At 58.1% G+C, this 14,070-nt stretch carries 11 protein-coding genes; 10 read left to right on the plus strand and 1 reads right to left on the minus strand.

Annotated features, from left to right (window positions below; genetic code table 11):
- The first annotated feature begins 156 nt into the window (after positions 1 to 156).
- The 5 genes from ABIQ96_RS03465 to miaA all read left to right on the plus strand — a co-directional run bounded on the left by ABIQ96_RS03465 (position 157) and on the right by miaA (position 9,362).
- The gene (locus tag ABIQ96_RS03465) at positions 157 to 3,603 is read left to right on the plus strand and encodes a pyruvate carboxylase (protein ID WP_348213154.1); all 3,447 of its coding nucleotides are present in this window, start codon (positions 157 to 159) and stop codon (positions 3,601 to 3,603) included.
- Positions 3,604 to 3,686: 83 nt separating this feature from the next.
- On the plus strand, positions 3,687 to 5,606 hold the full coding sequence (locus ABIQ96_RS03470) for an MlaA family lipoprotein (RefSeq protein WP_348213155.1): 1,920 nt from the start codon (positions 3,687 to 3,689) through the stop codon (positions 5,604 to 5,606).
- A 209-nt stretch (positions 5,607 to 5,815) separates the two neighbouring features.
- Positions 5,816 to 7,021 carry a polysaccharide deacetylase family protein gene (locus tag ABIQ96_RS03475; RefSeq protein WP_348213156.1) on the plus strand — a complete coding sequence of 402 codons (1,206 nt, stop codon included), beginning with the start codon at positions 5,816 to 5,818 and terminating at the stop codon, positions 7,019 to 7,021.
- A 25-nt stretch (positions 7,022 to 7,046) separates the two neighbouring features.
- Positions 7,047 to 8,423 carry a signal recognition particle protein gene (gene ffh / locus ABIQ96_RS03480; protein ID WP_348213157.1) on the plus strand — a complete coding sequence of 459 codons (1,377 nt, stop codon included), beginning with the start codon at positions 7,047 to 7,049 and terminating at the stop codon, positions 8,421 to 8,423.
- A 75-nt stretch (positions 8,424 to 8,498) separates the two neighbouring features.
- Positions 8,499 to 9,362, plus strand: coding sequence for a tRNA (adenosine(37)-N6)-dimethylallyltransferase MiaA (gene miaA / locus ABIQ96_RS03485; RefSeq protein ID WP_348213158.1), 864 nt, complete (start codon positions 8,499 to 8,501; stop codon positions 9,360 to 9,362).
- 295 nt (positions 9,363 to 9,657) lie between these two features.
- On the opposite strand, the gene ABIQ96_RS03490 is transcribed toward miaA, so the two are convergent.
- Positions 9,658 to 10,479 (minus strand): YdcF family protein, encoded by an 822-nt coding sequence (locus tag ABIQ96_RS03490; RefSeq protein ID WP_348213159.1) that lies wholly within the window; start codon positions 10,477 to 10,479, stop codon positions 9,658 to 9,660.
- A 116-nt stretch (positions 10,480 to 10,595) separates the two neighbouring features.
- On the opposite strand from ABIQ96_RS03490, the gene ABIQ96_RS03495 reads away from it, so the two are divergent.
- The 5 genes from ABIQ96_RS03495 to ABIQ96_RS03515 are packed head-to-tail and all read left to right on the plus strand — an operon-like array spanning position 10,596 to position 14,037.
- Positions 10,596 to 12,221 carry a putative Na+/H+ antiporter gene (locus ABIQ96_RS03495; RefSeq protein ID WP_348213160.1) on the plus strand — a complete coding sequence of 542 codons (1,626 nt, stop codon included), beginning with the start codon at positions 10,596 to 10,598 and terminating at the stop codon, positions 12,219 to 12,221.
- Positions 12,222 to 12,227: 6 nt separating this feature from the next.
- Positions 12,228 to 12,842 carry a riboflavin synthase gene (locus tag ABIQ96_RS03500; protein WP_348213161.1) on the plus strand — a complete coding sequence of 205 codons (615 nt, stop codon included), beginning with the start codon at positions 12,228 to 12,230 and terminating at the stop codon, positions 12,840 to 12,842.
- A gap of 46 nt (positions 12,843 to 12,888) precedes the next feature.
- Positions 12,889 to 13,119 carry a hypothetical protein gene (locus tag ABIQ96_RS03505; protein ID WP_348213162.1) on the plus strand — a complete coding sequence of 77 codons (231 nt, stop codon included), beginning with the start codon at positions 12,889 to 12,891 and terminating at the stop codon, positions 13,117 to 13,119.
- Entirely contained in the window at positions 13,116 to 13,523 is a 408-nt protein-coding gene (locus ABIQ96_RS03510; protein ID WP_348213163.1) for a type II toxin-antitoxin system death-on-curing family toxin, read from the plus strand. Before ABIQ96_RS03505 ends, ABIQ96_RS03510 begins: the two co-directional genes overlap by 4 nt.
- A gap of 34 nt (positions 13,524 to 13,557) precedes the next feature.
- Positions 13,558 to 14,037 (plus strand): hypothetical protein, encoded by a 480-nt coding sequence (locus ABIQ96_RS03515; RefSeq protein ID WP_348213164.1) that lies wholly within the window; start codon positions 13,558 to 13,560, stop codon positions 14,035 to 14,037.
- The last annotated feature ends 33 nt before the right edge of the window (positions 14,038 to 14,070 follow it).

Here is a 14,070-nt window from a genome sequence, read left to right on the forward strand (position 1 = left end):
GTTCGGGCGGAAAATGGAAATCTTGGCGACGCCCGAAGATGTGATCCACTACACAAACGGGGGATGACGTAACCCGGATTTCCTCTTCACGAACCGCCCGGGGGCCGCTAGAAAGCATGCACGATGCTTGAAAACCCACGCCCACCCGGAAAATTGATGGCCGCCAACCGCGGTGAAATCGCCATCCGCATTTTCCGCGCCGCCAACGAACTCGGTCTCACGACCGTCTCGATTTTCGCCGAAGAAGACCGGTTTTCCATCCACCGCTTCAAGGCGGACGAGGCATATCAGCTCGATTCGTCGAAGGGACCGGTCGGGGCCTATCTCGATGTCGAGGGCATCGTAACTCTGGCGAAGCAGAAGGGCGTGACGATGATCCACCCCGGCTACGGATTTCTATCGGAAAACGCCGCGTTCGCGCGGGCCTGCGCGCGTGAGGGCATCGTCTTCATCGGCCCGTCGACGGATCTGTTGGAAAACATGGGTGACAAAACGGCGGCGCGGGCCCTGGCCCACAGCTTCAAGGTCCCCACCCTGCCAGGCACCGAAGAACCGATCACCGATCCGGATCAAGCGCTGACCGCCGCGCATGAAATCGGATTTCCACTCATCATCAAAGCCGCCTTCGGTGGAGGCGGCCGCGGGATGCGGGTGGTGGAAAAACCTTCGCAACTTGCCGGTCTGTTAGCCGAGGCGCAGAATGAGGCGCTCAACGCGTTCGGCAATGCCGCGGTTTTCCTGGAGCGCTACATTTCCCGCGCCAAGCACATCGAGGTGCAAATTCTCGGCGACCAGCATGGCAATGTCGTCCATCTCCACGAACGCGATTGTTCGGTGCAGCGGCGCTATCAGAAAGTTGTTGAGGTCGCCCCGGCGGTAAACTTGGATCCGAAGGTGAGAAAAGAGCTTTGCGATGCCGCCGTCGCACTAGCGAAAGGCATCGGCTACGACAACGCGGGCACCGTCGAGTTCCTCTACGACATGGACAAGAACGACTGGTTCTTCATCGAGATGAACCCGCGGATCCAGGTGGAGCACACGGTGACCGAGTGCGTTACCGGCATTGATTTAGTTAGGTCGCAGATCCTCGTTTCCGCAGGCCACACGCTTTTCGGCAAGGAAATCGCGCTGCCTCCGCAGGACCAGATCCCGTGCAACGGTTTCGCGATCCAGTGCCGCGTCACCACCGAGGATCCGGAGAAAAATTTCTCACCCGACTACGGCCGGATCCTCAACTACCGCTCCGCCGCCGGCTTCGGCATCCGTTTGGACGCCGCTTCCGCCGACGCGGGATCGGTCATCACGCCGTATTACGATTCGATGCTCGTCAAGGTCACCGCGATGGGCCGCGACTTCCCGATGGCCTGCCAACGCATGGACCGCGCGCTCCGCGAGTTCCGCATCCGCGGAGTGAAAACGAACATCCCGTTTCTCGAAAACGTCATCGCCGACGAGACCTTCCGCAGCGGCCAGGCCCACACCAAGCTGATCGACACCAAGACCGAGCTGTTCCAGTTCAAACGCCGCCGCGACCGGGCGACGCGCACGCTCTCCTATCTATCCGATGTCACGTTGAACGGAAATCCCACCGCCAAGGGCTGGAAACCGGAAGGCGTGATGCACAAGGCCGTGGTGCCGAGTTCCCTCCTCATCGAGAATCAGGCGAAGGTGCCTAAAGGCAGCCGCGATGTATTGCTGGAACTCGGACCCGAGAAATTCGCGCAATGGATTCTCGCCGAGGAACGCCTGCTCATCACCGACACCACCTTCCGCGACGCCCACCAGTCGTTGATCGCCACGCGGATGCGCAGCTTCGACATGTTGCGCGTCGCCGAGGCCGTTTCCCACCGCCTGCCGCAGCTTTTCTCGCTGGAAATGTGGGGCGGTGCGACCTTCGACACGGCGATGCGTTTCCTCTGCGAATGCCCGTGGGAACGCCTGCGCCGCTTGCGCGAAAAAGTCCCCAACATCTGTTTCCAGATGCTCTTCCGCGGGTCCAATGCCGTCGGCTATTCGAACTATCCGGACAATGTCGTCGCCGGTTTCGTAAAACACGCGGCGGATTCCGGCATGGATATTTTCCGGATTTTCGATTCGCTCAACTACCTGCCTAACATGACCGTCGCGATGGAAGCCGTCCGCGACCACGGCAAGGCGATCTGCGAAGCGGCGATCTGTTATACCGGCGACATCACCGACAGCCGGCGCGACAAGTATTCGCTGAAATACTACGTCGAGAAGGCGAAGGAGGTCGAACGGATGGGAGCCCACATGCTTTGCATCAAGGACATGGCCGGACTTTGCAAACCGCATGCTGCTTACAAGCTGGTCACCGCGCTGAAGGAGGAAATCGGCATTCCCGTGCATTTCCACACCCACGACACTTCGGGCATCAACGCGGCTTCCGTGCTCGCCGCTTCCAAGGCCGGAGTGGACATCGTCGATCTCGCGATCTCCTCGATGTCCGGCTCCACATCGCAGCCGAATCTCAACTCGGTCTCCGCCGCGCTCGCCAGCACCGGTCGCGATCCGGGACTGGATTTCAATTCCCTCAACGAGTTTTCCGATTACTGGGAGCAGGTGCTCGCGTTCTATCAGCCGTTCGATTCCGCCCCACGGTCCGGCACGGCTGAGGTTTACGAACACGAGATGCCCGGTGGGCAATACACCAATCTCCGCGAGCAGGCGAACGCGATGGGTCTCGGCCACCGCTGGCGCGAAATCGCCCGCACCTACGCCGATGTGAACCAGCTCTTCGGCGACATCGTGAAGGTCACGCCATCGTCCAAAGTCGTCGGCGACATGTGCATGTTCCTCGTCACCCGCAACATCAAGGCAGCGGACGTGACGAAGATCAAACCCGGCACCGTCGACTTCCCGGAAAGCGTGATCGACATGCTCGCCGGCGGCCTCGGTCAACCCGACGGCGGCTGGCCGGTCGAAGTCCAGAAGGTGGTGTTAGGAAACCGCAAGCCGACGACCAAGCGCCCCGGCGAACTCGCGGAACCGATCGATCTGGAAGCCACCCGCGCCGAGCTTGCCACCAAACTCGGCCGACCTATCAGCGACGACGACCTCTACTCGCACTTGATGTATCCGCAGGTCTTCGCCGACTTCATGGCGTTCCGCGCGAAATACGACGACCTCAGCAGCCTGCCGACTCCCGCGTTTTTCTACGGACTCCACATCGGTGAGGAGATCGAGATCGAGATCGACACCGGCAAGATTCTCATCATCAAACTCATCTCCATCGGCGAGGCCGACTCCGCGGGACGGCGGGCGCTGTTCTACGAACTCAACGGCATGCCGCGTGAATCAATCGTCGCGGACAATTCCCTCAAGTCCGTCTCCATCGCCTCGCGGGTGAAAGGCGAACCTAACAACCCAGCCCACGCCTGCGCCCCGATGCCCGGCATGGTCACCGAAGTCGCCGTTTCCCCCGGACAGGAGGTCAAGGCGGGCGACAAGCTCGTCACCCTCGAAGCTATGAAAATGCTCACCACCGTCAGCGCCGGAGCCGACGGGGTCATTTCCGAGGTCCTCGTGAAAAAAGGCGACCAGGTGGACAGCGACGACCTGCTGGTGAAGCTGACGCCTGCCTGATTGGAACCAGTCAAGGGAGGGAAATATCGGGCTTTTCATTTCATCGGTTGCGGATATTGCATCCCGTGTCCAAGACTGTTCGCATGAAATTCCGCCCGATTTCCCCAGCCCGCTTTTCCCGCAGTTCCGCCATCCGCGCGTGGGCAGCCTTGTGTCCGGTCGCGGTCGGACTGATTTCAGGCTGCTCGTCGGTGAACCCAACGACTACGGTTCCAGTTTCATCGAAGCATCCGGTCAAGCACGGCGATTCCACATTTCCCCAGTTCATCGCCGATCCACTGGAGCCGGTGAACCGCGGGCTGTGGGGCGTGAACCACGGGATTCTCGTCGGATTCATGCAGCCGACCGGCAAAGTTTACCGGGCGATCGTCCCGACACCGGCGCGGAGGTCGATCAACAATTTCACCCGCAACATCACCTACCCGACCCGGCTGGTGAACAACGCGCTGCAGGGCCGCTGGTCCGGTGCCGGAGATGAATCACTGCGTTTCCTGTGCAACACGACCGCCGGCATCGGCGGCTTGTTCGATGTCGCGACGAAATGGAATATCCCGAAATCCGATGCCGATTTCGGCCAGACCTTCGTCCGCTGGGGTTGGAAACCGGGCACCTATCTGATGCTGCCGGTCCTCGGCCCGAGCGATGAAACGCATGCTCTCGGACTCGCCGCCGATGAGGCGTCCGAGCCTTGGAACTACGCCGAGCCTTACATTTACGCCTCCTACGGCACCTCCTACAACAAGCTGACCGACCAAACCGAGGACGCCGTTCAGTTCGTGCACACCGAAGCCGATCCTTATGTCGGTGTGAAAAACATCTGGACCTATGTTTCCAAAGACGGCCAGCCAAATTGGGACGCGCCGGGACCGAAAGATCCGGGAACGCTGCAAACTCTCGGCGTGGCGCTGATCAAGCCCACCGATCCGAATTTCCTGCAGAACAGCCGGGTCATGAGCGTGCGCATGTCCTCCACCGGACGGAAAATGAAGTTCAACTACTGGCTTCAGAAAACCCACGCCCCGCTCGTTTACATTTCTCCCGGTCAAGGTCTGCACCGCGAATCGAGCACAACCCTCGCCCTGGCGGAAATGATCTATCAGAGTGGCTACTCGGTGGTCACCACCACCGGCGTGTTCCATCCCGAGTTCATGGAGAACGCCTCCACCAGGGATCTTCCCGCCTATCCGCCGACCGATTGCCATGACCTGCTCACGGAGTTCACCGACTTCGATCGCGTGCTGGAGAAAAAGCATCCCGGATTGTTCGGCAAGCGCGCGCTTGTCGGATTCTCGATGGGAGGATTCCAAGCGCTCTATCTCGCCGCCCACGACAAAGAGGCGGCGCCCGACATGGTGCATTTCGACCGCTACGTCGCCATCGACACGCCGGTGGATCTGCGGGTCGGATACAAGTCCATCGACGCCTGTTATGACGCCACCGAAGCATGGCCCGCCGCCGAACGGCAGGAGAAGGTCAACAACGCGATTCACAAGGTGGCGAGTCTCGTCACCCTGCCGGCAGCCCCGACCGCCACGCCTCCGTTCAATGCGATCGAGTCAAAATTCCTGATCGGCATGTCATTCAAGCTGACCCTCCGCGACACCATCTTCAGCAGCCAGATGCGGCATGATATGGGCGTGCTCCAAACACCGCTTTCCAAATGGCGGCGGGATGCCAGCTATGACGAAATCCTGCGGTATTCGTTCGACGACTATTTCGTCCGCTTCGTCCTCCCCTACTACAAGGACAAAGGCGTCGGTGCCGAGGATTTCGCCCGCGAAGTGGATCTGCGCTCCTATCAGAACCGCCTTGGTGCGGATTCGAGAATCCGTGTCCTCGTCAACAAGAACGATTTCATTCTCCATCCCAACGACATTTCCTGGCTGAAATCCACGTTCCCGCAGTCGCGCCTGTCCATTTTTCCGAATGGTGGACACCTGGGAAACCTAACGACCGAGCCGGTCAAACAGAAGATCCTCGGTTCGTTGGACGGGTTGAAGTAAAAATCACCCGCACCTTGTGACGGACACGGGTGAGATCCGGGAAAATCTTCACCGACTGGATCAGCGACAAGTTTCTCGGCAATAAACAGCCTTGGAGTTTCTGAAATCCTTTTGAAATCAAAGGATTTCAGGCCTTTTGGCAGAGATTCTCCCGCTGATCCTCTTGAGACTTCCAAAAATCCCGCACCGCGCCTACTTTCCGCCCACCGATGACGAAATTGACGCTGTTTTTTGGTTTTCTGACCAGCATTTGCCTTTGGGCACAGGATGCTCCCGCGCCCGTGGCTCCGGTTGCGCCGGTCTCCACGGTCCCGCAAGTCGCACCGCCCGCAGCGGAACCGGAAATCCCCGATGACGGAATCCGGGTCGCGATCCTCGGCTACCACGATTTCGCGGAAGAACTTCCGGAGACGGCGATGCGGATCCACACGTCGAAATTCCGCAAGCAAATGGAAGCCATCCGCCAACTCGGGCTCAAGGTGATCACGCTCGATGAATTCACCGCGTGGAAGGAACAGGGAAAGGAAATCCCGCAGAAATGCATCTTGCTCACCTTCGACGATGGTTGGAAATCCGTTTACACCGACGCCTATCCGATTTTGAAGGAGTTCGGTTACCCCTTCACGCTTTATCTCTACAAGAACTACGTCGATGGCGGCGGCAAGGCACTGACGACTCCGATGATCGAGGAAATGGTCGCCCACGGCGCCACCATCGGCAGCCACTCGGTCAGCCATCCCTATCCGATCACGGTAAAGAGTTTCAGGAAAAAAGGTGAAAATGCCTACGACGCCTACCTTCGCAAGGAAATGGGCGAATCGAAACTTTTCCTGGAATCCAAGTTTCCGGCCAAGGTGACCAGCTACTCCTACCCCGGCGGATTTTACACCGAGGAAATGCTCAAGCTCAGCGACGAATTCGGCTACACCTATCTGTTCACGGTGGTCCCCGGCAAGATCAAGCGCTCCCTGCCTAATAAAACACTGCCGCGCTACATGATTCTTGGGAACTACGACAAGATCTTCGAGCTTGCCACCACCTTCCGCGAAAGCCAGGGACCGGGTGACACCGGCGGACAGCTCCCCGGACCGGCCGAGAAAACCGCCTACCCTGTGTCACCGGAAGCGGGGGCCATCATCAACTCACGCCTCCCCGAGATTTCCGCCGATCTCTCGACCCTCGAAAATTTCGATCCCGCCACCCTGTCGATGAAGGTTTCCGGATTCGGCGAGGTCCCCGCCATTTTTACGGTCGAAACGAAGAAATTTTCATGGCAGGTTAACCGCCGCCTGCGCCAACCGAGTTGCCAGGTCATGATCACATGGAAAGATAGCGCCGGCAAAGTGGTTGAAACGCCTCTCCGCTGGTCCTTCCAACTCGACCGCGAATCCGCCTACCTTCCCGACGGGGAATAATCCCTTCATTCCAGCAACTACTCCTATGTTCTCCTCACTCTCAGACAGTCTCGACAAAACGTTCCGCAACCTCCGCGGCGTCGGCCGCATTTCGGAAAAGAACATCGCCGACGCGCTCCGTGAAATCCGCATCGCGCTGCTTGAGGCCGATGTTGAATTCGGCGTCGCCAAGGACTTCATCGCCAAAGTGAAGGAAAAAGCCCTCGGCGAGGACGTGCTCAAGTCGATCAAGCCCGGTGAACAAATCGTCAAGATTTTCCACGACGAACTCGAAGCCTTGTTAGGCGGCGATCAGACACCGCTCGATCTCAACCCACCCGCCCGCATCCTCATCTGCGGACTTAACGGCGCGGGTAAAACCACCACTTCCGCCAAGCTCGCGAACCGTTTGAAAAAGGAAGGGCGTCGTCCGCTACTCATCGCCTGCGATCTCTATCGACCCGCCGCCATCGACCAGCTCGCCGTTCTCGCGAAGCAAATCGATGTCCCCTGCTACACGCCGGAAGCTTCCGAAACGGACGTGGTTAAAGTCGCCAAGGACGCACTCGTCTGGGCTGAGAAGCAACAAGGTACCGTCCTCATTTTCGACACAGCCGGCCGTCAGGAAATCGACGAAAAGCTCATCGCCGAACTCAAGCGCCTGCACGCTTTCGTCAACCCGAAGGAAACGTTGTTAGTCGCCGATTCCGCCACCGGACAACAGGCTGTCTCCGTCGCCCAACACTTCGACGAAGCGGTCGGCATCACCGGTATCATTCTCACCAAGCTCGACGGCGACGCGCGCGGCGGTGCCGCGCTTTCGATGCGCGCCATCACCGGCAAGCCGATCAAATACGCCGGTGAGGGCGAGAAGCTCGACCAGCTTTTCGAATTCCACCCGAGCCGCATGGCCGACCGCATTCTCGGCATGGGCGACATCGTCGGCATGGTCGAACAGGTCGCCGACAAGGTGAACGAGGCCGATGCCATGCGTTCGATGAAGCGCATGCAGGAAGGCAAATTCGATTTCACCGATTTTCTCGATCAGATGAAAATGATCCAGAACCTGGGCCCGCTCGAAGGTTTGTTAGGACTCATGCCCGGTTTTAGCAAGATCAAGAAACAGCTCCCCGCCGGAGCCTTCGACACTAAGAAAATCAAACGCACCGAAGCCATCGTCCTGTCCATGACGATGCTTGAACGCACCCGCCCCGAGATCATCAAAGGCTCCCGCCGCCAGCGCATCGCCGCCGGTTCCGGGACCAGCCTGTTGGAAGTCAATCAGCTCATCAAACAATTCGGCGAGATGCGCAAGATGATGAAATCCCCCACCAAAATGGGCAACATGATGAAACAGATGGGCGGCATGAGCGGGATGAAGGACATGATGAAAGGCCTCGGCGGCGGCAAATTCCCGTTCTAAGGAGTGGGGACCTTATTGTCCCCTCTTCCTGTTCGGCAAATTTCTGAAGAGACGACAATAAGGTCGTCACTCCCTATGGACCCTTATTACATCTGCGGCCCGACTGCCTCGGGAAAATCCGCGCTTGCTCTGGAAATGGCGCGGAAACTCAACGGCGAGATCGTCAACGCCGACGCATTCCAACTCTACCGCGGGCTGGAAATCGTCAGCGCCGCGCCTTCCGAAGAAGAACGCTCCGTAGTCCCCCATCATCTTTACGGTGTACTCGAACCCACCGAATCCGCCGACGCGCAGCTCTACGTAAAACTCGCGAAACCCGTCATCGAGGAAATTCAATCGCGCGGTAAAACTCCGATCATCACCGGCGGCTCAGGACTCTATCTGAAATTCCTCACCCATGGAGCCGCTCCTCTTCCCACCGGCGACGCGGCGCTGCGGGCCGAGATGGACGCGCGACCTCTCGAAGAACTCGTCGCCGAACTCGAATCGTTAGATCCGGTGGAGGCGTCGCGCACCGCCCTTCAAAACCGCCGCTTTGTTTCCCGCGCTTTGGAAATCTGCATTCTCAGCGGCCAAAAGGCATCCGATCTCCGCGATCAGTGGGAATCAAAAACCGCTGAAATCTCGTCACAACTCCAAGGCTTCGTCATCCAGCGCACCCGCGAGGATCTCCATGCCCGCATCGCCCTGCGCACCCGCGCAATGCTTGATGGCGGAGCGCTGGAAGAAGTCGCCGCGCTATCGAAGATTTCCAACAACTTCGAAAAGGCCATCGGCTTCCGCGAGATCCGTTCGCTGTTAGCCGGCGAAACCGACCGCGGCACCTGCGAGGAACTCATCAACGCCGCCACCCGCCAGTATGCGAAGCGCCAGGAAACCTGGTTCCGCCGGGAAAAGTGGCTGGAGCCCAAAGTAGTTCAGGACTTCAGTCCGCTCTGAATCTTCCAAAGAACGGACTGAAGTCCAATGCCTTTAAGGATTGGTGCGTTTCCAAGGTGTAAAACTGAGTTCAAGTGTCGAAAAAACAAGGAGGGGCGGACTCCGATCCGCCCAAGCCCATGAAATGACAATGTGAAGAGCGGATGCCACGAATCATTGCCTTTCCATGGGCACGGCGATTCGGAGATCTCCGCTCCTTGAAAAAGAGCATTTCACGGCGTTTCCCGTAAGACATCTCTTGTGAAGTTTCGAATCCTTAAAGGCATTGGACTTCAGTCCTCCACTACTTTTTGAATCAACCGCCGGTGGCGCTGCCGAGGAATTCCCACAACGCCTTCTGCACATTCTGAAATCCACGCGCCTGGGGCACGGCATACATCGGCGTCCATGGCAGCGGTGCTGATAGAAAATCCGCGGGAACGGGAATCATTTCGACACCCTCGCTCCGGCAGAGTTTCTCCACCCGCCGCAGGTGCCAGGCGGAGGAACAAACGCCGACACGTTTCCAAGAATTCGCGGCGATGAGTTCCTTGTAGGCTCGAATTTCCTCACCAGTGGTGCGCGGCTTTGATAGACGGGTGATCGCGGTTTCCGGAATTCCCAATTCACGCCACACCGTCGCCGTATCATCCGCCAGTGAACGGCTGCCGCTGATGTCGGTGACGCTGAGACCGCTGGCGACGAGATGCTTCGTTTTTCCGGAGATGAAAAGGCGGGCGGGAACGATGAGGCGATCTCCGGCAGGACCGAGTTGGGCATCGCCGTCGGGCGTGGCCGAGGATCCGCCGCCGAGCACGCAGATGGCATCGAAAGGCTCCGTCGGATGAGTCATCGCGGCGTAGGGCGACTCCAGTTTTCGAAGCAACCAGCCGCCAGTCCACGAATTCCCGGCAACGGTGTAAACGATCAACACCATTGCCGCAAACAAACGGCCCCAACGATTCAAGCCGGACCAGCCGACCAACGCCATCAAACCCAGCCATACCAAGCCGGAAGGAAGAACCAGCAAGCCGATTACTTTCTTCGCAATCAGCAGTGAAGGAATCGACCACAGCAACAGCGCAGCACAAATCACGGCAGGCAGTAACAAGCTGGCGATCCGGGCAGGCGGTTTCATGTCCGTGGGGATAGCACCCTTCCAGCGGTGAAGTCCAGCAGCTTGGCGAACGGGCCGTCCAAGTTACTCTTGCCGCTGCGGTGGCGCATCTTTAAGAGAGAAACGTCGTTTCCGCCATGAAGTCATTCCTTTGCCTGCTCACCGCCCTGATGTTCCTGCTGCCGCCTGCATCATTCGCGGCCGCCGACACCCATGACAAACCGGCCTATCCGAAGCTGGCGGATGGCAGCACGCAGTATGCGAATTTTCCGAAGCCTCTCGAAACCTATCCGCAGACGGAAGGCGGGATCATCGAAACCTTGAAAGCCCGCGCGAAGGCCGATCCCTTCAATGTTGCGGCATCCGTGATCTTCCTGCTGGCCATTCTCCATACCTTCGCCGCCAGCACGTTCACCAAGCTGTCCCACCAGATGGAGCATGATCACGAGGAGGAGATGAAACGGCGTGGGGTTCGCGACGAATTGCATCCGGATGGCGTGGCAGAGGTTTCGTTTCCGGCCACGGTGCTGCACTATCTGGGAGAAGTGGAAGCCGTGTTCGGGATGTGGGTGATCGCCTTGGCAGGAGCGGCGGTTTACTATCACTCGTGGCATGATTTCATTCTTTACCTCGCGAAGGACAGGGTTTTCACCGAGCCGCTGTTCGTGTTCGTGATCATGGCCATCGCGGCAAGCCGGCCGGTGCTGAGGTTTTCTGAAATCCTGATGTCGAAGGCGGCGATGTTAGGCAAAGGATCGCCGGCCGCGTGGTGGTTGAGCGTGCTGATCATCGCTCCGGTGCTGGGATCGTTCATCACTGAGCCTGCGGCGATGACCATCGGCGCGTTGCTGCTGGCGAAGCGTTTTTACCGATACAATCCTCCGGCCAAGCTCGCCTACGCCACACTCGGGCTTTTGTTCGTGAACATTTCCGTCGGCGGCACGCTCACCCACTTCGCCGCTCCGCCGGTGCTGATGGTGGCGGGGAAATGGGGCTGGGACACGCTGTTCATGCTGGAGCATTTCGGTTGGAAAGCGATCATCGGGGTTCTGTTATCGAGCGGCCTTTATTTCATCTGGTTTCGCAAGGAGCTTTTCAAAATCTCCGATCAGGCGGATGGCAACGAGGATGGAGTGGTCAACGAACCGGTGTGGAACGAACGCGAAACCCGCATCCCGGCGTGGGTGACCTTCGTGCATCTGTGCTTTCTCGGCTGGACGGTTTACGCAGCGCACTATCCGGTCCTGTTCATCGGCGGATTTCTGTTTTTCATGGCCTTCACCACCGCGACCCGCCACCACCAGAACCGGATCTCGCTGAAAAGTCCCCTGCTTGTGGGATTTTTCCTCGCCGGCCTTGTCGTCCACGGCGGTTGCCAGGCATGGTGGATCGCTCCGGTCATCATGGCGCTGCCGAACGCGGCGCTGATGTTGGGATCGACAGTTCTAACTGCATTCAATGACAACGCGGCCATCACCTATCTCGCCTCGCAGGTGGAAGGACTCTCGCTCGCCGCGAAACACGCCGTCGTCGCCGGCGCGGTGACCGGGGGCGGGCTCACGGTGATCGCCAACGCCCCTAACCCGGCGGGTCAAAGCATCCTGTCAAAACACTTCAAAGACGGCATTTCGCCACTGGGATTGCTGCTCGGCGCGCTGATTCCGACGATCATCGTTTATCTTTGTTTCATCATCCTCCCCAACGGCACTGCGAAGGAACATCCGCCTGAAATTCCCGCTGTCGAACAAACTTCCCATCCCTAACTTATCATGTTCACCGGACTCGTCGAAGCCCTCGGAACCGTTCTGTCCCTCGTATCCAAAGGCGAACAGGCAAGGTTGTTGTTGGAAATCCCTTTTGCTTCCGAACTCGCGCTCGGCGACTCGGTCGCGATCAACGGCTGCTGCCTCACCGTCGCCGAATTTTCTCCCGAAGGCACCGCGTTCGATTTGTTAGCCCAAACACTGCGGGTCACCTCGCTCGGAGGACTGGTGGCGGGATCGACGGTGAACTTAGAGCGGGCGATGATGGTGGGCGCGAGGTTCGGCGGGCATTTCGTGCAAGGCCATGTCGATGGCGTTGGAGAAATCACCCGGTTGGAGAAAAGTGGCCAGGATCACATCGTCGGCGTCGCACTGCCGCCGGAAATCCATCGGCTCTGCATCGACAAGGGCTCGCTCACACTCGACGGCATTTCACTCACCATCGCCGAACTCACGGCCGACGGCGCGGTTTTCTGGATCACGCCGCACACTTGGGAGCACACTCACCTTCACTCGGCGACAGTCGGCCAAGCAATGAATTTGGAAACCGACATGCTGGCGAAGTATGTGGATAAGCTGCTATCCGCAAGACTCCGGCACCCGACCATGGAGTTGACCTAAAATCCCGGGAATTGACAAATCCGGCGCGTAATACATAGTTTTACGCATGATCAAAACCATCACGAAGATCGGGAATTCCCAAGGCATCATCTTCGATTCCGCCCTGCTCCAACTCGCACGGCTGAAAGTGGGCGATGAGGTAAATGTGGAGGTGCATGCGGGTGGGACCATCACCATCGCACCGATGGAGCCGGCGGTGATCGATGCGGAAAAGGCAGCCGAAACAGCAAAGCGACTCATTCAGAAGAATAGTGAACTCTTCCGCCGTTTGTCATGAGCACCGTCCTGAAGCATCCGACCGTCGAGGCCGTGCTTGCGATCCACGAAGAGGTGCTCAACGCCCATGGCGGCGGCTCAGGCCTGCGTTCCCGCGAACTGTTGGAATCCGCCGTGGCAGCTCCACAGGCGACGATGATGGGAGTTCCAATGATCTCGGAACCCGTCGAAATCGCAGCGGCCTATTTTTACTACCTGTGCAGCAATCATGCGTTCGTGGACGGCAACAAACGGGTCGCGCTGGCGACCTGTTTGGTATTCCTGAGCGAAAACGGCTTATTGCTTGGTGAAGAACTCGATGTCGATGCTTGGGAAAGCCTGACTCTAGCAGTTGCGGCTGGAACCTTGAGCCGGGACGAGGTTACCGCCGCATTACGCGGGCTCTTGCAACAAGAGCGGGACTGAGCGATCACAACCAAACAACTTTAAGAATTTCACAATGTTTTTTGCCAGCTTACTGAAAAAAAGAAAAAGTGATGAGTGGCTCTTATGTCATGGAGTGAGGCTTCAATATCCCAATTCCTCGATGGATGGGGAACCCATATATCATGGAGGTGGTGGTGTCGAAATCATCAGAAAGATCCATGAATGCAGGCTGCTGTTTGACGAAATTCCCCCAGTCGATACCTCAGCCACATCCTATGATAGATCGAAAATTTTCGGCTACCGAAGCGAAGCGGCGATCGCAAGCCACGCGATCGAAATGCGCATTTCTTACCTCACTTACCCCGAATCCGTCACTACCTACACGGGATCGATTCAATTGGGCGGAAGAAACGGACGTGTGGCCTTGACGTTTCATTTTTTGAGCATGGCTTCGATCATCGATGATCCCCAAATGAGACAAATTATTGCAAAAGACGAATGGAAGGAATTGGAGCGGACGTTCGAATGCGCACATGGTTATCGCAGCATTTGATCTCCAAATGATGAATGGTAAGGAGAGCTACGT

Origin of the sequence: Luteolibacter sp., from assembly GCF_039920825.1 — a bacterium.
Taxonomy (GTDB): Bacteria; Verrucomicrobiota; Verrucomicrobiia; order Verrucomicrobiales; family Akkermansiaceae; genus Luteolibacter.

What these genes read in the sequence shown, in the direction of transcription:
- ABIQ96_RS03505 (WP_348213162.1), top strand. Translation starts at nt 12,889, where the DNA reads ATGATCAAAACCATCACGAAGATCGGGAATTCCCAAGGCATCATCTTC.
- miaA (WP_348213158.1), top strand. Translation starts at nt 8,499, where the DNA reads ATGGACCCTTATTACATCTGCGGCCCGACTGCCTCGGGAAAATCCGCG.
- ABIQ96_RS03495 (WP_348213160.1), top strand. Translation starts at nt 10,596, where the DNA reads ATGAAGTCATTCCTTTGCCTGCTCACCGCCCTGATGTTCCTGCTGCCG.
- ABIQ96_RS03515 (WP_348213164.1), top strand. Translation starts at nt 13,558, where the DNA reads ATGTTTTTTGCCAGCTTACTGAAAAAAAGAAAAAGTGATGAGTGGCTC.
- ffh (WP_348213157.1), top strand. Translation starts at nt 7,047, where the DNA reads ATGTTCTCCTCACTCTCAGACAGTCTCGACAAAACGTTCCGCAACCTC.
- ABIQ96_RS03475 (WP_348213156.1), top strand. Translation starts at nt 5,816, where the DNA reads ATGACGAAATTGACGCTGTTTTTTGGTTTTCTGACCAGCATTTGCCTT.
- ABIQ96_RS03470 (WP_348213155.1), top strand. Translation starts at nt 3,687, where the DNA reads ATGAAATTCCGCCCGATTTCCCCAGCCCGCTTTTCCCGCAGTTCCGCC.
- ABIQ96_RS03490 (WP_348213159.1), bottom strand. Translation starts at nt 10,479, where the DNA reads ATGAAACCGCCTGCCCGGATCGCCAGCTTGTTACTGCCTGCCGTGATT.
- ABIQ96_RS03465 (WP_348213154.1), top strand. Translation starts at nt 157, where the DNA reads ATGGCCGCCAACCGCGGTGAAATCGCCATCCGCATTTTCCGCGCCGCC.
- ABIQ96_RS03500 (WP_348213161.1), top strand. Translation starts at nt 12,228, where the DNA reads ATGTTCACCGGACTCGTCGAAGCCCTCGGAACCGTTCTGTCCCTCGTA.
- ABIQ96_RS03510 (WP_348213163.1), top strand. Translation starts at nt 13,116, where the DNA reads ATGAGCACCGTCCTGAAGCATCCGACCGTCGAGGCCGTGCTTGCGATC.